Source organism: Vibrio sp. 1727 (assembly GCF_033344415.1).
GTDB classification, from domain to species: Bacteria; Pseudomonadota; Gammaproteobacteria; order Enterobacterales; family Vibrionaceae; genus Vibrio; species Vibrio alginolyticus.
Genome location: NZ_JAWPOT010000021.1, coordinates 37266 through 58914, shown reverse-complemented (window position 1 = coordinate 58914; position 21649 = coordinate 37266). Strand labels below are relative to the sequence as shown.

Annotated in this window: 22 protein-coding genes, 1 riboswitch and 1 other annotated feature; of the genes, 5 read left to right on the top strand and 17 right to left on the bottom strand. The window is 44.5% G+C overall.

All coding sequences use genetic code 11. From position 1 onward, the window contains the following. Window positions 1-10 precede the first annotated feature (10 nt). On the top strand, window positions 11-526 hold the full coding sequence (locus R8O10_RS18810; protein ID WP_318191648.1) for a YchJ family protein: 516 nt from the start codon (window positions 11-13) through the stop codon (window positions 524-526). A 275-nt stretch (window positions 527-801) separates the two neighbouring features. Here the strand turns inward: R8O10_RS18810 and hisIE are convergent, their stop codons facing one another. The 9 genes from hisIE to tet(35) form a co-directional block, all read right to left on the bottom strand. Continuing rightward, window positions 802-1437, bottom strand: a complete 636-nt coding sequence (gene hisIE, locus R8O10_RS18805; RefSeq protein ID WP_038882807.1) for a bifunctional phosphoribosyl-AMP cyclohydrolase/phosphoribosyl-ATP diphosphatase HisIE — start codon at window positions 1435-1437, stop codon at window positions 802-804. Then, entirely contained in the window at window positions 1434-2207 is a 774-nt protein-coding gene (gene hisF / locus R8O10_RS18800; protein ID WP_318191647.1) for an imidazole glycerol phosphate synthase subunit HisF, read from the bottom strand. The genes hisIE and hisF overlap by 4 nt, the downstream gene beginning before the upstream one ends. Continuing rightward, on the bottom strand, window positions 2189-2926 hold the full coding sequence (gene hisA / locus R8O10_RS18795) for a 1-(5-phosphoribosyl)-5-[(5-phosphoribosylamino)methylideneamino]imidazole-4-carboxamide isomerase (protein WP_171344583.1): 738 nt from the start codon (window positions 2924-2926) through the stop codon (window positions 2189-2191). Before hisA ends, hisF begins: the two co-directional genes overlap by 19 nt. A 12-nt stretch (window positions 2927-2938) precedes the next feature. Then, entirely contained in the window at window positions 2939-3553 is a 615-nt protein-coding gene (hisH, locus tag R8O10_RS18790) for an imidazole glycerol phosphate synthase subunit HisH (protein ID WP_318191646.1), read from the bottom strand. 26 nt (window positions 3554-3579) lie between these two features. After that, window positions 3580-4653 carry a bifunctional histidinol-phosphatase/imidazoleglycerol-phosphate dehydratase HisB gene (hisB, locus tag R8O10_RS18785; protein WP_171344581.1) on the bottom strand — a complete coding sequence of 358 codons (1074 nt, stop codon included), beginning with the start codon at window positions 4651-4653 and terminating at the stop codon, window positions 3580-3582. Between the two features lie 69 nt (window positions 4654-4722). After that, window positions 4723-5763 carry a histidinol-phosphate transaminase gene (gene hisC / locus R8O10_RS18780; protein WP_017634689.1) on the bottom strand — a complete coding sequence of 347 codons (1041 nt, stop codon included), beginning with the start codon at window positions 5761-5763 and terminating at the stop codon, window positions 4723-4725. 22 nt (window positions 5764-5785) lie between these two features. After that, window positions 5786-7078: a histidinol dehydrogenase gene (gene hisD / locus R8O10_RS18775; RefSeq protein ID WP_318191645.1), complete on the bottom strand. Its 1293-nt coding sequence runs from the start codon at window positions 7076-7078 to the stop codon at window positions 5786-5788. Between the two features lie 5 nt (window positions 7079-7083). Beyond that, the gene (hisG, locus tag R8O10_RS18770) at window positions 7084-7980 is read right to left on the bottom strand and encodes an ATP phosphoribosyltransferase (protein WP_005378180.1); all 897 of its coding nucleotides are present in this window, start codon (window positions 7978-7980) and stop codon (window positions 7084-7086) included. 53 nt (window positions 7981-8033) lie between these two features. Beyond that, window positions 8034-8171: a sequence feature (His leader region), on the bottom strand. Between the two features lie 180 nt (window positions 8172-8351). Beyond that, window positions 8352-9953, bottom strand: a complete 1602-nt coding sequence (gene tet(35), locus R8O10_RS18765) for a tetracycline efflux Na+/H+ antiporter family transporter Tet(35) (RefSeq protein ID WP_005378182.1) — start codon at window positions 9951-9953, stop codon at window positions 8352-8354. 109 nt (window positions 9954-10062) lie between these two features. Beyond that, window positions 10063-10245, bottom strand: a riboswitch (Lysine riboswitch). A 582-nt stretch (window positions 10246-10827) separates the two neighbouring features. On the opposite strand from tet(35), the gene R8O10_RS18760 reads away from it, so the two are divergent. Continuing rightward, window positions 10828-11235 (top strand): H-NS family nucleoid-associated regulatory protein, encoded by a 408-nt coding sequence (locus R8O10_RS18760; protein ID WP_005378185.1) that lies wholly within the window; start codon window positions 10828-10830, stop codon window positions 11233-11235. A 127-nt stretch (window positions 11236-11362) separates the two neighbouring features. On the opposite strand, the gene R8O10_RS18755 is transcribed toward R8O10_RS18760, so the two are convergent. Beyond that, a complete protein-coding gene (locus R8O10_RS18755) occupies window positions 11363-12667 on the bottom strand; it encodes an inosine/guanosine kinase (protein ID WP_132936560.1) in 1305 nt (434 codons plus the stop codon). Between the two features lie 117 nt (window positions 12668-12784). Next, window positions 12785-13054 (bottom strand): hypothetical protein, encoded by a 270-nt coding sequence (locus R8O10_RS18750; RefSeq protein WP_005378190.1) that lies wholly within the window; start codon window positions 13052-13054, stop codon window positions 12785-12787. 188 nt (window positions 13055-13242) lie between these two features. Here R8O10_RS18750 and mnmA point away from each other — a divergent pair, with 188 nt between their 5' ends. The 3 genes from mnmA (at window position 13243) to purB (ending at window position 16519) form a co-directional block, all read left to right on the top strand. Beyond that, window positions 13243-14367, top strand: a complete 1125-nt coding sequence (gene mnmA / locus R8O10_RS18745; RefSeq protein ID WP_318191644.1) for a tRNA 2-thiouridine(34) synthase MnmA — start codon at window positions 13243-13245, stop codon at window positions 14365-14367. A 10-nt stretch (window positions 14368-14377) separates the two neighbouring features. Next, window positions 14378-14995, top strand: a complete 618-nt coding sequence (gene hflD / locus R8O10_RS18740; RefSeq protein ID WP_005378194.1) for a high frequency lysogenization protein HflD — start codon at window positions 14378-14380, stop codon at window positions 14993-14995. Between the two features lie 153 nt (window positions 14996-15148). Further along, a complete protein-coding gene (gene purB / locus R8O10_RS18735) occupies window positions 15149-16519 on the top strand; it encodes an adenylosuccinate lyase (protein ID WP_005378198.1) in 1371 nt (456 codons plus the stop codon). Between the two features lie 133 nt (window positions 16520-16652). Here purB and R8O10_RS18730 read toward each other — a convergent pair whose 3' ends face one another. Genes R8O10_RS18730 through R8O10_RS18705 form a run of 6 tightly spaced genes read right to left on the bottom strand, consistent with a single transcriptional unit; the run spans window position 16653 to window position 21638 of the window. Beyond that, window positions 16653-17186: a DUF3833 domain-containing protein gene (locus R8O10_RS18730; RefSeq protein ID WP_137281853.1), complete on the bottom strand. Its 534-nt coding sequence runs from the start codon at window positions 17184-17186 to the stop codon at window positions 16653-16655. Then, window positions 17186-17779, bottom strand: coding sequence for a chalcone isomerase family protein (locus R8O10_RS18725; protein ID WP_158173783.1), 594 nt, complete (start codon window positions 17777-17779; stop codon window positions 17186-17188). The genes R8O10_RS18730 and R8O10_RS18725 overlap by 1 nt, the downstream gene beginning before the upstream one ends. Then, on the bottom strand, window positions 17739-18251 hold the full coding sequence (locus R8O10_RS18720; RefSeq protein ID WP_158173782.1) for a DUF2878 domain-containing protein: 513 nt from the start codon (window positions 18249-18251) through the stop codon (window positions 17739-17741). Before R8O10_RS18720 ends, R8O10_RS18725 begins: the two co-directional genes overlap by 41 nt. Before the next feature lie 6 nt (window positions 18252-18257). Further along, window positions 18258-19514 carry an SAM-dependent methyltransferase gene (locus tag R8O10_RS18715; RefSeq protein ID WP_017821710.1) on the bottom strand — a complete coding sequence of 419 codons (1257 nt, stop codon included), beginning with the start codon at window positions 19512-19514 and terminating at the stop codon, window positions 18258-18260. Further along, window positions 19508-20326, bottom strand: a complete 819-nt coding sequence (locus R8O10_RS18710; RefSeq protein WP_213907820.1) for a DUF1365 domain-containing protein — start codon at window positions 20324-20326, stop codon at window positions 19508-19510. The genes R8O10_RS18715 and R8O10_RS18710 overlap by 7 nt, the downstream gene beginning before the upstream one ends. 1 nt (window position 20327) lies before the next feature. Continuing rightward, window positions 20328-21638 carry an NAD(P)/FAD-dependent oxidoreductase gene (locus R8O10_RS18705; RefSeq protein WP_318191643.1) on the bottom strand — a complete coding sequence of 437 codons (1311 nt, stop codon included), beginning with the start codon at window positions 21636-21638 and terminating at the stop codon, window positions 20328-20330. Window positions 21639-21649 lie beyond the last annotated feature (11 nt).

The following is a 21649-nucleotide window of genomic DNA, read 5'->3' as shown; positions in this document are numbered from 1 at the left end:
ATTTCATTTTATGGCTTCTTCTTGCCCTTGCGGATCTAACCGCACCTACCAACAGTGTTGTGAAATTGCCCACAACAACCATGCTGACGTCACCACTCCAGAGCAGTTAATGCGCTCTCGTTACAGTGCGCATGTGTTAGGTCTAGTCGATTACGTGGTCAACACTTATCATCCAAGCTGTAATGCAGAAGAGCAACGTGAAGGCATTGCCCAATCTATCGACAGCGATTGGTGCAAACTTGAAGTTGTAAAAACAGAAGCTGGCAGTAATGACAATGAAGGCTTTGTAGAGTTTAGCGCTTATTTTGATGAAGACGGCAAACGCTACTGTATGAAAGAACGTTCTCGCTTTGTAAAAGAAAATGGGCTTTGGTACTACATTGACGGCACATTTCCTGAAGAAGAGCTAGAAGAAGAACCAGAACAAGATCCTCGCCTAAACCAACCTGTGAGTAGCCTAAAAGTAGGTCGCAACGACCCATGTATCTGTGGAAGCGGTAAGAAATTTAAGAAGTGTTGTGGGTAAGATCATCCACTCCTAGCTTATTGAGCTCGATTTAATTGGATTCTTGACTTCGCCTAGGTTCGTTGGAGTGACGTGAATATATGTACCTATTTGAAGTAAATAACTCTACTGCAAGTACCATTAGAAAATATACCGTCATTCTGAACAGCGAGGGACGAGCGTGATTCAGAATCTAATCGCCACCAGCACTGTTGCCGGTTTTTGCCCCGAATCAAGAACACTAAAGTAAAAAGCCCCTAGGCTCGAGAGCATAGGGGCTTTCACTTATCGCAAGCTTACTTATGACGCTCTTTCAGTTTGTTCACTACGTCATTCATCGATAAGCCTTGGTCTTGAAGCAATACCATTAAGTGATAAATCAAATCTGCAGATTCACACACTAACTCCGCCTTATCGCCCGACGTCGCCGCAAGCGCGACTTCAACGCCTTCTTCGCCCACTTTTTGCGAAATACGCTTGGTGCCACGGGCATAAAGACTGGCAGTATAAGAGGAATCTGGGTCGGCACTCTTGCGGGCAGCCAATAGCTGCTCAAGTTGATGAAGCCACACCATTTGTGACTCCTCTTGAGGGTCCACATCCCAGCAAGTTGTGTTACCCAAGTGACACGTAGGACCAATGGGATTCACTTTCACCAGTAGCGTATCGTTGTCACAATCGAGCTGAATGTTCACCAACTGCAATACGTTGCCAGAAGTCTCACCTTTCGTCCAAAGACGTTGCTTGGTTCGAGAGAAAAACGTCACTTGACCCGTTTCGCCCGTTTTTGCCAACGCATCTTGGTTCATGTAACCCATCATCAGTACTTGACTTGATTGGAAATCTTGTACGATGGCAGGTACCAGACCATCCACCTTTTCCCAGTTGATTCGCTCAGCTAGCGAACTTACTTCGGCGGCTTTTACACTCATAGTCGTACCTCAATGCCTTGTTGTTTCAAATACTGCTTTAGTTCACCAATATTGATGACTTGCTTGTGGAATACCGATGCGGCAAGCGCGCCATCCACATTTGCTTTTTGGTAGGCTTCTGCGAAGTGCTCTATGGCACCTGCACCACCCGATGCAATCAGCGGTACAGTACATACTTCGCGCACCATATTCAGTTGTTCGATATCGTAGCCGTTACGCACACCGTCTTGGTTCATCATGTTCAGTACGATTTCACCAGCGCCGCGTTTTTGTACTTCTTGCACCCAATCACGCGTTTCCCATTGGGTGGCTTTGGTGCGTTCTTCATCGCCAGTAAACTGGTAAACCTGATACTTACCTGTCTCTTTATCGTAGTAAGAATCGATACCAACGACGATACATTGCACACCAAACTTATCAGCAAGGTCAGTAATCAACTTAGGGTTCGCCAAGGCAGGAGAGTTAATAGATACCTTATCTGCACCAAACTCAAGAATGCGCGCCGCGTCCTCTGCTGATTTAATGCCACCAGCCACACAGAACGGAATATCAATCACTTCTGCAACGCGAGCGACCCAACTTTTATCAACGACACGCCCATCACTTGAAGCGGTAATATCGTAGAACACAAGCTCGTCAGCGCCTTCTTCAGCATAACGCTGCGCCAGAGGAACGATGTCGCCAATGATTTCGTGGTTGCGGAACTGGACGCCCTTCACCACTTGTCCATCACGAACATCAAGACATGGAATTATTCGCTTTGCCAGCATGCAAATGCCTCCTCTGCTGTGAATTTACCATCTAACAGCGCACGACCAACAACCACACCAGCCACACCGCTGCCTTTTAGCGCTTCGATATCTGCTAATGAGCCAATGCCACCTGAAGATTGAAACTGCACTTGTGGGTACTGTTTACATAGGTCGACATAAAGCTCTACGTTTGAGCCTTCTAGCGTACCGTCACGAGAAATGTCCGTACAAAGCACGTGCTGCAAACCTACCGTCAGGTAATCGTTGATCAGAGCTTCGATGGTCACGCCTGAGTCTTCTTGCCAACCAGAGATCGCCACTTTACGCGTGCCGTCTTGATCTATGTTGATGTCTAGCGCGAGAACGATTTTCTCCGAGCCGTATTTTTCCATCCAACCTTTCACAAGCTCTGGCTGTTTTACTGCTGTAGAGCCAACCACAACGCGCTGAGCACCCGCTTCTAGCAGATCAATCACGTCTTGCTCGGTACGCACTCCGCCACCGATTTGGATGTTCGCTGGCGTGCTTGCTAGTAGCGTTGCAATCAAATCAAGTTGGCGTGCTGTCGTGTCTTTCGCGCCAGTTAAATCCACCAAGTGCAGCCAGTTAGCACCCGCTTGGTGATACAAGTTGAATTGCTCTGCTGGGTCGACTTTGTACTCGGTTACTTGGCCGTAATCACCTTGATAAAGGCGAACCACCTGTCCTTCAATTAAATCAAGAGCTGGAATAATCACACTAAATCCCTTTTATAATTCTAAGAAGTTTTGAATAAGCTTCGCGCCCGCTTTTGAAGAACGCTCAGGGTGGAATTGCACGCCGTAGTAGTTACCGTTTTGCACGGCTGCTGTGAACGGGTTGCCGTACTCACATTCCGCTATCGTGTAATCCCCAACTGGCATCGCAAAGCTGTGTACAAAGTAGAAGTACTCACCTTCTTCAATACCTTTGAAAAGTGGATTACCTGCTTTTGCAGACACTGTATTCCAGCCCATATGCGGCAGCGGTAAATCGCCGGTTTGTAACAACTTCACTTCGCCATCACAAAGTCCAAGACACTCAACCAACTCGTCGGCTTTCTGGCCTTTTTCTTGAGACACTTTGCCCAGCAGTTGCATGCCTAAACAGATACCTAACAGCGGCTTTTCTACCTGTTTTACCAAGCTGATAAGATCGCGCTCTTCTAGGTTTTTCATCGCTTCGCTGGCGGTTCCCACTCCCGGTAGGAATAGCTTATCTGCCGACAATACGACTTGCGGATCTTTTGAAATAGTCACGTCATAGCCTAGGCGTTTAATGGCAAACTTCACCGAAGAAACGTTGGCACAGCCAGTATCGATAATGACAACTTTCTGTTCTGTCACTGTTTTTCTCCTTGCTAACGTTAGCCTTAAAGCACGCCTTTACTACTTGGTAGCTCAGTGCCTTCTACTTTGATAGCTTGGCGCAGAGTGCGACCAAACGCTTTAAATAGACTTTCAATGATGTGGTGATCATTGTTGCCCGCAGAAGAAAGGTGCAACGTACACGCTAAAGTGTCAGTCAGAGATCGGAAGAAATGAACCACCATCTCTGTTGAAAGGTCACCCACTTGCTCACGGCTAAACTGCGCGTCGAACTTAAGGTAAGGACGACCAGATAGGTCCAGTGCACATTGTGCCAAGCACTCATCCATTGGCAGGCTGAAACCAAAGCGACCAATACCACGTTTGTCACCCAGTGCTTCTTTCAATGCTTGACCTAACGCAAGAGCGGTATCTTCTACCGTGTGGTGATCATCAATGTGCAGGTCTCCTTCCACTTTGCACACCATCTGGAATCCGCCGTGCGTCGCGATTTGATCCAGCATGTGGTCGAAGAAGCCAAGACCTGTAGAGATGTCATTGCCGCCTTGTTCATCAAGGTTCACCGCAACTTTGATGTCTGTTTCTTTTGTGGTACGAACCACTTCAGCTACGCGCGCCTTCACCGTGAGATCTTTCAGGATCTGTTTCCAGCCCATGATTTCTGGGTTGTATTGAATGCCACGAATTGCCATGTTTTCTGCAAGTTGAAGATCGGTTTGACGATCGCCAATCACAACAGAGTTTTGAAAATCTACTTTGCCACCTTGAAGATACTCTTTTACCAAGCCTAGTTTAGGCTTACGGCAAGAGCAGTTATCTTCATCAAAGTGAGGACAAATCAGTACGTCATCGAACTTCACACCTTGAGACTCAAAGATCTCCATCATCATGTTGTGCGGTGCATCAAAATCAGCTTGTGGGTAGCTGTCGGTACCCAAACCATCTTGGTTCGTGACCATCACTAGACGATATCCTGCATCCTGCAACGACAGCAGGCTTGGGATAACAAATGGTTCTAGTTTTAGCTTATCTAAACGGTCTACTTGAAAATCAATCGGCGGCTCAACAATTAAGGTGCCATCACGGTCGATAAAAAGGATTTTTTGTTGTTTGCTCACTCGAACTTCCTTATTGCTATTCTTTTGGCGCTCCCGCTATTGAGCGAGAGCGATAAATTCTGTCTCTATTTATGCGTAGTAGTTTCTGATAAATCCAAGCGTTTTTTCGCACTCGTCACGGTTACCCACACTGATACGCACACAGTTTTCAATTGGCGAGTTACGCAAAATAATGCCCGTATCCCAAGCCGCTTTGAAAAGGTCATCGCCATCTGGGAATTTCACCAATAGGTAGTTCCCCCACCCTTCAAACACTTCCAAGCCCGGAATCATTGAAAGGCCAACTTGCAAGTAAGCACGGTTTGCATTCAAATCGAGAACTTGAAACTTCGCTCGCGCTAAACCAGCTTCCGAAAGCGCCTGAGTCGCAATTTCTGCCACTGGAACTGGGACTGGGTAAGGTGCGATAACTTTAAGAAGTACATTAATAAGCTCTTCGTTCGCAAGCGTAAATCCACAACGCAGACCTGCAAGCGCAAAAGCTTTCGACAGAGTACGCAGAATTGCAAGGTTCGGGTATTGCGCCAGTAGGTCTACCGTTGACGCTTCTGGACAAAAATCGATGTACGCTTCATCCATCACCACGATTGCACGGTCTTTTGTCATCTCAAGCAGAGAGACAATGTCTTCACGCTTAACTAAGTTACCTGTTGGGTTGTTTGGCGAACATACAAAAACCAGCTTCACGTTATCCAGATTAGCTTCGATGCCAGCAAGATCGAGTTGCCAATCTGAGGTTAGCGGCACGGTTTTGCGCTCAACGCCAATGGTTTCAGCGCTGATGGCGTACATACCGTAAGTTGGAGGGCAGTAAAGAATCGCATCTTCGCCCGGCTCACAGAATGCACGAATTAACAACTCAATACCTTCGTCTGCGCCGCGAGAAGTCAGTGTTTGTTCTGGTTTCACACCCGCATACGCTGCGTAAGCGGAAATCAGTTCTTTCGGTTGGCATTCGCTGTAACGATTAAGACGAGCAAAGTCTGTTTTGTATTCATTGTTAAATGGTGATTCGTTGGCATTTAGCCATACGTCACCCGTACCACCGATTCGGCGAGCCGACATATAAGGGGTAAGCTGTTGGACTTGTTTACGCGCTAGCTTTTCCATCTCATTACTCTCTTATTCTTTCTTACTTACTTGCTAATTTTTCTACGCGGATAGTAACAGCACGTTTGTGAGCGTCCAGACCTTCTGCTTCAGCCATCGTGACTACCGTTGGTGCAAGGTTCTTTAAACCATCAGCAGAAAGCTCCTGAACCGTCATTCGTTTAGAGAAATCCGCCAAACCTAAGCTTGAATAAGTACGTGTGTAACCGTAAGTAGGAAGGACGTGGTTAGTCCCCGATGCGTAATCTCCCGCAGATTCAGGCGACCAATCCCCAAGGAAGATAGAGCCTGCATTATCAAGTAGAGGTAGAAGCTCACGAGGGTTCTTAGTCTGAACAATCAAGTGCTCAGGACCGTAGTAATTGGAAATAGAAACTGACTGCGTCATCGACTCGGAAATAATGATCAAGCTTGATGCCAGAGCCTTTTCTGCGATGTCTGCACGAGATAGCTCCTTAAGCTGACGTTGAACCGCATCCGTCACTTGATCAGCAATCACAGGAGAAGGAGTCACCAATACCACTTGAGAATCAGGACCGTGTTCTGCTTGGCTCAAAAGATCCGCAGCGATAAAGCCTGCATCTGCGGTTTCATCGGCAATCACAAGAACTTCTGATGGCCCTGCTGGCATATCAATCGCAGCACCGCGGAAATCATTGCTAACCTGTCGTTTTGCTTCGGTCACGTAAGCGTTGCCCGGACCAAAGATCTTATCTACTTTCGATACAGTCTCGGTGCCATAAGCCATTGCAGCAACTGCTTGGCCACCACCGACGTTGTACACTTCATCAATGCCACACAGCTTCGCGACATAAAGGATCTCATCAGCGATTGGCGGTGGAGAACAAAGAACGACTTTACGACAACCTGCAATTTTTGCAGGAACGCCGAGCATCAAAACAGTCGATGGCAAAGGCGCACTGCCACCAGGAATGTACAAACCCACTTTTTGAATTGGGCGTGTTACTTGTTCACAAAGGACACCTGGCTGGGTTTCCACCTTGATCGGTTGCGGCTTTTGCGCTTTGTGGAACTTAGAAATATTGGCGTAAGCTTGCTCTAGTGCGCTCTTCATTGACTCTGACAAACGCTCTGACGCTGCCTTAATTTCCTGAGAAGAAACACGAATGGATTCAGGTTTAACACGGTCAAACTTTTCTGTCAGCTCAATAAGAGCAGAGTCACCTTCTTCTCGAACTTTAGCAATAACTTCGGCCACAGCAGTGGTGATATTGGCACCTTCTGCAATAGCAGGGCGCTCCAAAATAGAGTCTTGCTGATTCTCACTTAATGATTGCCAAACGACTGTTCTCATGATGCTTACTCCATCATTTTTTCAATTGGTAGAACGAGAATTGAACTTGCGCCCAACTCTTTCAGCTGTTCCATTGTTTCCCAGAACAGGTTTTCAGAACTCACTAAGTGAACAGCCATTTTCTGCTTATCTGCAGAAAGAGGAAGAACAGTTGGGTCTTCAGCACCTGGCAGTAGTGCTTTAATTTGATCTAACTTCTCTGCTGGGGCGTGAAGCATAATGTACTTAGATTCTTTCGCTTGCTGCACGCCTTGCATGCGAGTTAACAGCTTTTCGATTAGCGCCACTTTGTCTGCGTCGAACTCACCTGTGCGTTGAATCAATGTCGCTTTTGATTTGAAGATAATTTCAGCTTCTTTAAGGCCGTTCGCTTCCAGTGTTGCACCTGTAGAAACCAAATCAGCGATAGCATCAGCGAGACCCGCGCGAGGCGCAACTTCTACAGAGCCTGTCAGCATACATGTAGAGAATGGAACGCCGGCTTCATCCATGTACGCTTTTAGAAGTTGAGGATACGTTGTAGCAATACGCTTGCCAGCTAAGTCTTGTGGACCGTTGTACTCTTCGTCCTTGTCGATTGCGATAGATAAACGACAGCCACCAAAATCAAGTCGACGAAGCTGAACAAACTCGCAGGGTTCACCTAATGCTTTGCGGTCAAGGCGAACTTCTTCTAGCTCATTTTCGCCAATAAAGCCAAGGTCAACCACGCCATCCATAATTAAACCTGGGATGTCGTCGTCACGAACCAAGAGTAAATCAATTGGCATATTTTCAGAATGGACAACTAAACGCTCGCCCATTACGTTGAACTTTACGCCGCACTGTTTTAGTAGAGCTTGACTCTCTTTGCTAAGACGACCTTTTTTCTGAATTGCGATTCTTAAACGTTGTGTTTGCATTGCTTTGTCCCTATGCAAGATTTTGATATCTAAGTATTTTTCAAACTAATAAAACTAAAAAACCCTCGGGAGATTGAAGTCTCCCGAGGGTTTAAAATCTGCTTTTACTTTGATTTTACCTCCGGGAGTTTCCTGCCTCCCGGGTATGCGTACATCGCCCGAAAGACTAGATTGGGTGATGATGGTGATGAATGTTAATTACAATATTACGCATACTTATTTCAAGGCTCTTCTCATTTGCTTTGTTACCAACCACACTAACCAAGCTGATTACTTTTTTCAACCCTTAATTTTAAAAAAATTCGAATTGTATAATACAAATAAAAAAGGAGGCCGAAGCCTCCTACAATTTCACTTTTTAAATCAGTGAATTACGCACTCTGGCAAGACGCTATTTTAGACTTTGAAAGCCATGACAAAATAGCGCAAACGATAACGAATGTTATCGACGCTGCAATGAACGAGAACGCTATTGAAGCAGTCATACCAAGGGCAATAAAGCCGACGCATGAAACAAGCGCGACTGATAATGCATAAGGTAGCTGTGTTGATACGTGATCAATGTGGTTACAACGTGCACCCGTCGATGACAAGATAGTCGTATCTGAGATTGGTGAACAATGGTCACCGAATACCGCACCAGCTAAAACCGCACTCAGCATCGGTAGCATTAGCGCTACGTCTGTTGCGCCAGCCATGTCACCCGCAATTGGTAGCATAATGCCGAACGTACCCCATGAAGTACCTGTTGAGAATGCCATTAGGCCAGACAACAAGAATAGGATAACTGGTAGCCAGTGCGGGTTAATGTTGCCCTGCGCCATTGTCGAAAGGTAAGTACCTGTCTTCATATCACCGATAACAGAACCAATGGTCCAGGCAAATACTAAGATTAGAATCGCGCCAAACATAGACTTAGCACCAATCCAAAGTGTACGTGCGATCTCAGCCATTGGTAGACCTTGCTTCACAACAGTAAACAGTGCAACTGCTAAGCCAAGCAAGCTACCGTAGATTAGTGATGTACCTACATCTGTATTTTCAAAAGCACCAAGAAGCGCAAACTCCTTACCATCAGCAGCCAATGCTTGGCCACCCGTGTAAAGCATTGAAGCGATAGTCGCGATAATCAGCGTCACGATAGGAAGTATCAAATCTGACACTTTACCCTTTTCACTTTCACGGATATCTAGCTCTTCGTTTAGGTCATGCGCTTCTTGCGAGTCATTTTCTTTGTCTTTATCAAAGCCACGACCTTGCGATGCAGAGATCTCATGCTCACGCATTTTACCAATATCAAGACCAAACCACGCAACAGCGAACACCATTAGCAGCGCAAAAACGGCGTAGAAGTTCATTGGGATAAGACGAACATATGCGCCAAGAGCCGAATACTCTGTGATCCCATGTGAGACTAAGATTCCGCCAATAATAGTAATAATGTAAGCACCCCAGCTAGAAGCAGGCATAATTACACACATTGGAGCAGCGGTTGAGTCTAGAATGTACGCAAGCTTAGCGCGAGACACATAAAAGCGATCGGTTACTGGGCGAGAGATCGCACCAACAGCAAGGCTATTAAAGTAATCATCGACAAAAATGAATACGCCTAAAAAGGCGGCAAGAAGTTTGGAGCCGCGTTTACTCTTCACTCGAGATTGTGCCCATTCAGCAAAAGCACGAGTACCGCCAGATAGCGTTAATAAAGCTGTTGTCATACCTAATAAGATTAGGAAACCAACAATGCTCATGTTCCAAGTGTTAATTCCGCCATCTTCAATAAAGACAGAAGAAACTTGAGAACTGACGTAACCTGCGGTGTCGCTGATAGACCAGCTATTAAGTAGCACCGCACCTAGCACGATACCTACACCCAAGGAAACTAATACACGTCGAGTCAAAATCGCCAAAGTCAAAGCGACAATAGGTGGCAATAATGAAACAGGAGAACTAGAAAAATCTATTAAATTCATGATCTTCAAAAACCAAAGTTTGGCTAGAGATCTACTGCAGACAAGTCACGTAGCATACGATACGTGCTCATGTTGAACTTAGCGACAGGGAAGCGAACACTCCACCCAACCCTACAGTAGCGCTCCATAGTTTAATGTGAATATATACTATGGCAGTGTTGTTCCTTTCAGATACAACCCCAGCAAGTAACTTTGATGAGTTACTTACTTCGGCAATCTTCGCCTTCCACTATTATTCATTGGCATCACCCCAATAATAGCTACTCTTCGAGACCGCGCCTCTACGGCAACAACAAACAATTAACCACTAACTGTACAAATTAACAACAAATTGTCTGCAATATTGCATCAGGTGGCAGCCATTGTACTTATGATGAGAGTCAATGCAACACATCAAACTAAATTAAACAAATAAATAATGACTGAGATAATTTATAAACCTTGCCTACTTCCATAAGTTTTGTGCAACTGAAATCACATCAATCATGTTATTTATGAAACATTATTACCACCTTAGAAATATCATGGTTTATCTTATATCAATAAATTAAGGATATATGACACACCATTAAAGATGGATGCTTCATATTTTTAAGTAATAACTCAAATTTTTTTATAAAAAACCAAGCTGTCACTCTCTCTATACAATAATGATTGTTGATTTTAGTTCTCATCTAATAATGATTTATTTCGAGTGTAATAATATTAATTGCTTTAAAAAATAGTCAAATTTAAACAAAATCTTGATTTAGCATTTGCACATAAGGAAAAGATAAAGTTAAATATAAGGACTCTTTGTTTATTTATAGATTGGCATTATTTAATCGTAACGATAAAAAGTGCCCAACACATTAACCTTTTAATAGGAATCGTTATGTCAGAGCTGACTAAAACCCTTCTAAATATCCGTAGCCTTCGTGCATTTTCTCGTGAGCTGACTCTAGAACAATTGGAAGAAGCTCTAGATAAACTCACTACTGTCGTAGATGAGCGTCGTGAAGCAGAAGAAGCAGAACGCGCAGCACAAGCAGAGCAAGAAGCTAAGCTTGCAGAGATTGCTGAGAAAATCGCTCAAGACGGTATTGACGTAGAAGCACTTATTACTGCGCTATCTGGCGAAACTAAGACGAAAGGCAAAGCGAAGCGCGCACCTCGCCCTGCTAAATACAAATACACAGATTCAAACGGTAATGAGAAAACTTGGACTGGCCAAGGTCGTACACCTTCGGCGATTCAAGAGCAACTTGATGCAGGTAAATCTCTGGATGAGTTCCTAATCTAGATCCGTGCTATTTTTAAAAGGCTCCCATAGGGAGCCTTTTTTATTTAAACCATTACAAATAAAAAAGGCACATTTCTTAATGCGCCTTTTACTTTAGTTACAGAATAGTTAATTAAACCGCTTCGTATTAACGTTCCCAGTATGCTTCTTCTAGGCTATCTTCTCGCTCAGGAAGTCCGCGCGACAATCGTGGTGAATGTTGCACGAGAACTTCGTAGCTCGCACGGTTTGCGTATTTGCAGACTTGAGAAAAAGAAGAGTAAGTTAAATACTCGTTACTGTGCTTGCTTGAATTAGGCACATTTTCTTTATGGTATTTATTTGCTGCCATATCATGAAGAACCGCAGATAACGCGGCATCACCTGCGCCATTTGTATTCTTAATTTTTTCTGGACCACCCATATATGGCGAGATATGCGAGTACACTTTTATTGGCGCCTCGCATGAGTCTTTTTTCGCCGGACGACTAAATTCATAACGATTAAATTCAGCAATTGACCCTGGAAGCAATGGCAAAGAAGTTTCGCGCTTCGCGCTATCTTCTGTATACCCAGCCATAAATAGACCTACAGGACCCGCCGTGCACAATACTAGATCAGCCCACTCCAATGTTTTATCAGACGCAGCAAGTGGATCAGATTCCCCCGTCAGTGCTTCTGCTTCATCTTCATTCATCGCAACGACTGAAACGTTATCTCGAATGAATTCTTGCCAATATTTAGGGTCATCTTGAATAACAAACTTTGTGCCTAAAGTCAGAACAACAGGCACATCATTCTTTTTCGCGTACTCAATCGCTTTCATTGTTGCTTCGGGCATTGGGTCGCCGTCTTTGCAACGTACTAGATATGACGTCAGTACAAGTGCTGATGCATTTTTAAAGATTTTCTCTGGAATGCTATCAGGATGGAGTTGGTTCATTTGCCCTTCGCTGATAGCAAAAGTACGTTCACCGTCTTCTGTGATAAGAGCAAAACAACGGCCAATTGCACCATCTACACCTTGTAGGTAGTTCAAATCCATGCGACTTGATGTATTACAAAGATAACGGTAACCGTAGCTGCCAATCTTAATATCCTGGCTCATCACTCCAAGTAGTGTGGAGCGATCATCCGCTAGCACGGAGTAGTTATGTAGCGTGTTACCAATTGTACCGCCCGCATACTCATTGGTAATCAAGTTCTCTTCTTTCAGTTGCTGGTATAACTCTTCTGCTCTTTCGTCATCGATAACCAGAGAGTGACCTTTACTCAGACCGTACTTTTCAATCACATCCGTTGTAACTTTTGCTTCAATATCAACCAAGGTTTGGTCAATACCAATGATGTGAGTGCGCGTCATCTTCTTGCTTTCTTGTGCTTGGCTCACCAGCGGGTCACGAGCATGAACAGGAAAATAGTGCTTCGATTTGCGTTGTCCAGGAAATTTCATATTGTCAGTCTGAGTAAGGGGATGAAAAGGAGAGCGGATTCTATACCGCTAATAATAAAGCAGCAATAAAAGCGATTATAGCAAACGTTTGCTGACTACTTTTTTCTTTTAGGTGGCTTATTCACCTTCCATAAAGCTGAGATCTGGTAGTTGCTCAAGGTGCTCGCTATAACGCTTTAGGTTGAACTCACCTTCATTCTTCATTACATCAAAAATCTCAATTGACATCGCACATGCCATCATCGCAACCGCATCTTCACGTGGTGTGCCAGTCATCATTAAACGCATAAGGGTTTCTTTTACTTTAAGCGGGTTACCATCTTCGAGCTGATTTTCAACAATTTCAATCAACTCACTTTCTTGCATAAATTGGTTTTCTTCTGTCATTTGGTGTTTCCTCTTGGATTTTGGCCAACTATGCCATATATACCTCTTCTATACTTGCGAAATTACTCGTTCGAATCTTTGTTGAAGAAAAATCCAGCGAAACGAATTGTGATTTCGATCTCGGATCTGTCACCGGTCTGTGGATTCTGATAGAATCTGCATCCCGTTTATTTAAGTGGTGTTTAGTAATGTCTGATAACAGCCAAAAGAAAGTCATCGTCGGTATGTCCGGCGGCGTTGATTCATCTGTTTCCGCGTATCTTCTAAAGCAGCAAGGCTACCAAGTAGAAGGCCTTTTCATGAAGAACTGGGAAGAAGATGACAACGAAGAATATTGTACAGCGGCAGAAGATCTTGCTGACGCTCAGGCAGTATGTGACAAGCTAGGCATCCACCTACACACTATCAACTTTGCTGCCGAATACTGGGATAACGTATTTGAGTACTTCCTTGCTGAATACAAAGCTGGCCGTACTCCGAACCCTGACATTCTTTGTAACAAAGAAATCAAGTTCAAAGCATTCCTAGAATTCGCTGATGAAGTACTTGATGCTGATTACATTGCAATGGGCCACTATGTGCGTCGCTCTTTCCCAGAAAATGGTGAAAAACCACAGATGCTGCGTGGTCTAGATGGCAACAAAGATCAAAGCTACTTCCTGTACACATTAAGCAACGAGCAAATCGCACGTAGCCTATTCCCTGTTGGTGATCTAGAGAAGCCAGAAGTGCGCCGCATTGCGGAAGAACAAGATCTAATTACCGCTAAGAAGAAAGACTCAACTGGTATTTGTTTCATCGGTGAACGCAAGTTTACAGAATTCCTCGGTCGCTACCTTCCAGCTCAGCCTGGTAATATCGAGACGCCAGAAGGCGAAGTGATTGGTCAACACCAAGGCCTGATGTACCACACACTTGGTCAGCGTAAAGGTCTACACATCGGTGGCCGTAAAGGCGGCGGTGGTAACGAGGACCCATGGTTCGTTGGTGAGAAAGATCTAGAACGTAACGTTTTGATTGCTGTTCAAGGTAAAGACCATCCAATGTTGAAATCAGAAGGTCTACTTGCATCACAACTTCATTGGGTAGATCGTGAGCCAATTCGCGATGTTATGAAGTGCACAGTGAGAACTCGTTACCGTCAGGAAGATATTCCTTGTACAATCATCCCTATCGATGATGAAAACATTAAAGTTATCTTTGACGAGCCACAAATTGCTGTAACTCCAGGTCAATCAGCAGTGTTCTACAAAGGTGACGTGTGCCTAGGTGGCGGCATCATCGAGCAACGCATTAAATATTCTCAAGCTTAGGAGTCGTTACGTGGCGAATACACTTTATGACCGTACTATCGCTTTCGCTGGGATTTGCCAAGCTGTTGCTTTAGTTCAACAGGTAGCGAGAAACGGACATTGTGATCAAGATGCTTTTGAAACATCAATCAACGCTATTTTGAGCACGAACCCTGCTAACACAGTTGGCGTATTCGGTCGCGAAGCCGATCTAAAGCTCGGCCTAGAATGCTTGGTTAAAGGGATTGATAGCACACCATCAGGCAGTGAAATTACTCGTTACATTATTAGTTTAATGGCGTTAGAGCGTAAGTTAAGCTCTCGTAACGATGCTATGTCTCAGCTTGGTGATCGTATTCAAATGGCCAAGCGTCAGTCAGAGCACTTTGAGCTACTAGACGATCAAATGATCAGCAATTTAGCGAGCATCTATCTGGATGTCGTTAGCCCTATTGGCCCACGCATTCAAGTAACAGGCACGCCATCTGTACTGCAGCAGACGGCAAGCCAACACAAAGTTCGTGCGCTGTTGTTATCTGGCATTCGTAGTGCAGTTCTTTGGCGTCAAGTTGGTGGTAAGCGTCGCCACCTAATCTTCGGGCGCAAGAAGATGGTAGAGCAAGCACAAATCCTTCTTGCTCGTCTGTAGTAAAATATCAAATAAGCAGCTCGCGTTTATCGCGAGCTCATTTTTTTCGACTAAAACAAATCTCGCGCAAACGTTTGCGCAATATTCGTGACAATTGCCACAGTTATTGGTATAAAGCTCACGAAATTTAGAAACCCAATTCAGGAGAACATCATGGAACTGTCAGCATTGACTGCTGTTTCACCAGTAGACGGCCGTTACGGAAGCAAGACAATTGCGTTACGCGAAATTTTCAGTGAATACGGTCTACTAAAGTACCGTACTATCGTTGAAATCCGCTGGCTACAAAAGCTTGCTGCTACTGCTGAAATTGCAGAAGTGCCAGCGTTTAGCGCAGAAGCAAACCAATTCCTAGACGACCTTGCTGCAAACTTCTCTGAAGAAGATGCACGCCGTATCAAAGAGATCGAGCGTACAACTAACCACGACGTAAAAGCGGTTGAGTACTTCCTAAAAGAGAAAGTAGCAGACGTTCCTGAACTGCACGCAGTAAACGAGTTCTTCCACTTCGCATGTACTTCTGAAGACATCAACAACACATCACACGCTCTAATGCTTAAAGAAGCGCGTGAGAACGTGATTCTTCCAGAAATCCGTAACCTAATCGACGCTATCAAAGCACTAGCAGTGGAATACCGCGACATTCCTCTTCTATCTCGTACACACGGTCAGCCTGCTTCTCCATCTACTATGGGTAAAGAAATGGCAAACGTGGCGTACCGTATGGAGCGTCAATTCAAGCAAATCGAAAACGTTGAGATCCTAGCGAAAATCAACGGTGCAGTAGGTAACTACAATGCACACCTTTCTGCTTACCCAGAGCTAGATTGGCACAAGTTCTCTGAAGAGTTCATCACAGAGTCTCTAGGCGTAACTTGGAACCCTTACACAACTCAAATCGAACCGCACGATTACATCGCTGAGCTGTTCGATGCTATCGCTCGTTTCAACACTATCCTGATTGACTTCGACCGTGACGTTTGGGGTTACATTGCACTAGGCCACTTCAAGCAAAAAACTATTGCTGGTGAGATCGGTTCTTCAACAATGCCTCACAAAGTTAACCCAATCGACTTTGAAAACTCAGAAGGTAACCTAGGTCTTGCGAACGCTGTATTCGGCCACCTAGCACAGAAACTGCCTATCTCTCGTTGGCAACGTGACCTAACTGACTCAACGGTTCTACGTAACCTTGGTGTTGGTGTTGGCTACGCTATCATCGCTTACACTTCTACGCTTAAAGGCATCAGCAAGCTAGAAGTAAACCGTGAAGCGCTTCTTGCTGAATTAGACAAGAACTGGGAAGTACTAGCTGAGCCAGTACAAACAGTTATGCGTCGTTACGGCATCGAGAAGCCATACGAGAAGCTGAAAGAGCTAACTCGTGGTAAGCGTGTAGACGGCGAAGCAATGCGTAACTTCATCGACGGTCTTGAGCTTCCTGAGCACGAGAAAGCACGTCTGAAAGAGATGACGCCAGCGAACTATATCGGTCAAGCAATCGAGCTGACAGATAAGCTGTAATCCTCCTGTAACGACCAGATACCTAAAAGGTTGACGCGAAAGCGTCAACCTTTTTTAGTTAGGAGAGTTAGGTCGGGAGAAAATGATTTTAGTTATATGGAATGGATTATTAATTGAAGATCAGCCCCATTTGTTATGGCTGCTTTTGGAAGAACAAGGTTATTGTTCCTACTTCCACACCAAACTTTTTTATTTTCGTTAGATTGAAAACGTGTCTGTCATCCTGACGATAAAGCCAATCATCAAAAGCAACTGTCACTGATGAATCCTCCATTTGTAGCTCAAAGTCATATTGCCACTGTAGCGCATTGCCCTGCTCTTCCCCTGTTGCTACACCTATAATATCGTCTGCCTTACCTTCATAACGACCGTCTTCTAATCTAGTGATAACCCAAATTCGCTGGTCCACCTCTCCGTCATCAAACACAAAGTCTTCCACCAGCGTCAGCGTATCACCCGCTACAGTACCCACTATATCGACCTCAAAGCGACGCGTTTGCTGTCCGGTATAATCTTGCACCATCCCCCACGCCTTTATGTCGCCTTCGAAATAACCGAATACGTCAAAAGTCGGTGTAGAAGAGCGGTAATTATCAATGTCTGCGGAACATGCCGAAAGAAAAACAGCTGCCACTAAAGTCGCTGCTTTAAAAATTCGTTTAAACACTATCTAACCTGCCCTATCAATTGTTTTCGGAGTTTCGGAAATTCTGTGTTGGGTGATAACCATATAGCCAAAAATGCATCGTTCATTCGTTCGTCTTCAATGATGCCAACGTTCTTTACTTGCACGTCCCCAACCTGCTTATAAAACAGCTGACCAGATTTTCCATCTGTTAGATAAGTAAGCTCGTCACCTTTTTGAATATCAGGAAACATACGATCGAGCTCGCTGATCCAAGCTTTTCGATATGAGTCCGTAAAACCCAATTTCGCCCACTGCTCATCCGTCACATCAAGCAGCTGTTGCTTACTGATGTCTCTCTTGTAATTAATTTCCAACGCAAGGGGATGTGGCGATACGTCATCGCTTACGATGAACTTTCCATCAGGCGCTTTTAATCTTGAGTGATAAATATCGAAGATGAACCAAGTAAGTTGGGCTTCTCCAACAGTTTTCCATCCCTTCCAATTCGCAATGTTGCTGGCAGCTTCGCTATTTCCAACAGGTTGAGCTTGCAGAGCAAAAGAGCCAGTTACTATTACCAACGCAAGCAGCCTAGTCAGTCTCTGAGTTAAGTCTCTCTTCAAGCTTTCCATTTCCGTACACCTTGAGTATCAAGAGCATCATGACGCACCATTCGACAAACAACATTGCCAGTGTAGCGCCAGTGCTAAATCCAAATTCAACGGCTTGGAGCTTATAGCCAGCAAAGTAGCTCGCTGTTCCTCCGATACCGCCTACTATTGATACGTAGGTTTTTGGGAAACGGTACAAAATTGACTTGAGTTGATAGGCATACCAGGCGAACAGAATCCAAAGGCACAAAAGCCAAAGGGGTAACCATTGAGTGGCAAACATGAAAATTGAAAATTGCTGATTTAATGTATCAAGCACGAGACCAATCGTGGCGATAACACCAATACTTTTGAGCGAAGATGCGTCAGTTTTCAAACAATATAGTAGGGTTGCCAAAGTAAGGAATAACGTCACCCATTGCCATTGATAGGTTCCAAGCACCGCTGCAAACCAGCAGAGTTGGAACCATGTCGAAGCAAGAAACACCTTCATAACGAACTACGGGCGTTGAAACGTCATGTGAACGGCACTGATCGTGCGAGCCAAAAAGCCACCTTCACAGTAGCTCAAATAGTAGCGCCACATACGCACAAAGCGGTCGTCGTAGCCAAACGAGCGCACTTCATTCTCTGCTCGATTAAAACGTAAGTGCCATTCGTTCAGCGTCTTGGCGTAGTCCAAACCAATATCGAACAAGTCTCGCGTCACTAAGTCACTGTATTTTGTTGTGGCTTGGGTTAGTGAGGTTACCGACGGTAAAAAACCACCCGGGAAAATGTACTTTTGGATAAAGTCGACGTTGTTACTGTAGTAATCGTAACGCTGATCGGCAATCGTAATCGCTTGAATCGCCATCAAGCCACCGGACTTTAATAAAGACTCACAGACCTTAATGTACGAAGGCAGGAATTGTTTGCCCACAGCTTCAATCATTTCAATAGAAACGAGCTTGTCATAAGTTCCGGTTAGGTTTCGGTAATCTTCTTTGAGTAGAGTGATTTTGTCTTCTAAGCCACGCTCTTTGATTTTTTGCTCCGCGTACGCGTGTTGCTCTTCAGATATCGTTGTTGTGGTGACCTGACAACCGTATTGTTCTGCCATGTAAATCGCCATAGCGCCCCAACCAGTGCCAATTTCAACAACATGATCAGTGGGCTTCAGCTCAAGTTGCTGACATAGACGATCCATTTTGTTGATTTGAGCCTGCTCTAGAGAGTCATCCGCATGATTGTAAAGCGCCGACGAGTACAGCATATTGGTGTCAAGGAACGCTTCGTATAGGTTGTTACCCAAGTCGTAATGCGCATGGATATTTTTACGTGAGTTCTCTTCAGAGTTTCTGTTTGACCAATGACTGAACTTGTACAGTATTTTAGTCAACCAACTGCCTTGCTCTTCGAGTTTATCTAAAGCACGCATGTTAAGGGCCATCAGTTTCATTAATGAGGTTAAATCGGGGCTATCCCACCACCCATCCATATAAGCCTCACCAGCAGCAATACTGCCGCCCTGCAAGATCCGTGAATAAAAGCCTGGATGTTTTACCTCTATAGTAGCGACAACAGGTTGACCACTGTACTCCCCATTTGGCGCACTAAAACGCTCGCTTCGCTCTGTCGTTTCCGTCTTAAAACTTTCAATAACTGTTAAGCAGCCGATTTCCATTTTTTGCAGACATTGAAAAATAACTCCGCGAGCCGCTTTTTGCGTTGTCGTCAATTTACGCGGCAATGTCATAGAACTAGTATTTAACATGCAGAATTCTCCTTGTGCTTTTTATTTTTTTTGTCTGTTTTTTCAGTATCGGCTTCTATTTCTTCATGCGTTGAATATTTAGGATGAGAATAAAAAGGTGCGCCTTTCACCCAAAGTTTTAATGCGTGCCAATAAATACCAACCATTACTTTTACCGTTTGTATTGGTGTAACGATCAAACACCTCAATAAGGTTTTGCTTGAAAGTGGCTTGGCTTTCATAACCATGGTGGCATCAAAGTGTTTCTCTCCTTTGTGACATTCAAGATGAATATTCAACTTGTCTGTCAAAGGTTTAATTCTCCAGCGGTAGAGTTGGTCAATCGGGTTGAATGGTGAAACATGGAATGCTTTAACTTGTTCCCAACCAAACTTTTCTTCTTCTTTATCTGCTGACACCACGTAGTAATGTCGTTCATTCCAAGGAGTGTTACTCACCTCTGCGAGGAGATACTTCCATTCTCCTTCAGTGTTATAAACGTAGTAGAAATTAACGGGACTGAAATAAAGTCCTAGATAACGCAAGTGACAGACTGCGATTACCTTGCCGGTACAGCGAACACCTGTCAGTTCTTCAATTTTGCTGTGCACTGCCGACTTGACGCTACCTTCACCAATGTAATCACTGCGCTTGAAGCGAGCCCAATGCCACCAACGCGAACCAAAACCCCATACTTTTTTTTCTAAAGCATCGATCTCGTCTACATCGATGGCGGGCATAAATAAAGAGTAGTTCAACTCATGATTCACCGGCGTGAATCGACGGTGACGAACGTTGCCTATAAACAATCGGCTGTTCATTTGGCTATCCATATCACGCTGCGCCTTTTTCGAAAGGAACCACATTTTGTTCGCGGTACTTTTCTTCTAGTTCTTTCACAACATCAAGCGCGCTACGCACGCCATCTTCATGAAAACCGTTGTACCAATAAGCGCCGCAGAACCAGGTACTTTGTTTACCCTGTATCTCATTTTTGCGCTGCTGCGCTGCAATAGACTCAGTGGTGAATACTGGATGATGATAAGTGAACGAACGCAAGACTTTATTTGAGTTAATTTGCTCAGTACTATTCAACGTTACACAAAACGTGTGTTCTGATTGAATATGCTGAAGAATGTTCATGTTATAAGTGAGCGAAGGGAGGCGTTGCTGTTCCTCCTCACTGCCTTCCAATAGGTAGTTCCATGATGCCCATGCTGCCTTACGTTTTGGTAGTACGGCAGAGTCGGTATGAAGAACAACTTCATTTGCTTGGTATGTCATATCCCCCAAGATTTCCTGCTCAATTGGGCTGATATCCTCTAGCATTCTCATTGCTTGATCACTGTGACAAGCAAAGATAACGTCATCAAACCAATGCGTTTCTCCGCGAACTTGAACGCCAACCCCTTTTTCGTTGCGAACCACTTTTTCGACAGGACTATTAAGACGAATATTCTCGGCAAAGCCTTTGGTCAATGGTGGAATGTATGAACGTGAACCATCTTTAATCACATACCATTGCGGTCGGTTAGTCACATCTAGCAGACCGTGGTTGAGGAAGAAACGTAAGAAGAACATAAGAGGGAATGCGCGCATGTCAGCTAAAGTCGACGACCAAATCGCAGCACCCATCGGTAAAATGTAGTTATCGGTAAAGAAAGCACTGAATTTGTGTTCGTCAAGGAACTCACCTAACGTCTGAGATTGCGAGGATTGCTCGCTAGCGAAGCGCTTGGCAAGTTTATTGAAACGAAGTATCTCGAAGATAAATCGATAAAATTTGGGGTTTGCCCAGTTGCGTTTTTGAGCAAACAATGTCGACACTGTGTGGCCGTTGTACTCTAGTCCGTTCCCATCGTTTCTGACACTGAAGCTCATTTGAGTCGGCAGACCTTCAACGCCAATCTCGCTCATCATTTTAATGAAATTAGGGTACGTACGGTCGTTATAGACGATGAACCCAGTATCTATCGCGTATTCTTTACCATAAAGGCTCACATCAACGGTTGCAGTATGGCCACCGATGTAATCGTTCGCTTCAAACAGCGTTACATCATGTTCTTTATGCAAGTAATAACCACAAGTAAGGCCAGAGATTCCCGTTCCCACAATCGCTATCTTCTTTCTTCCTGCTGTTTTCATTCTTATTCCTT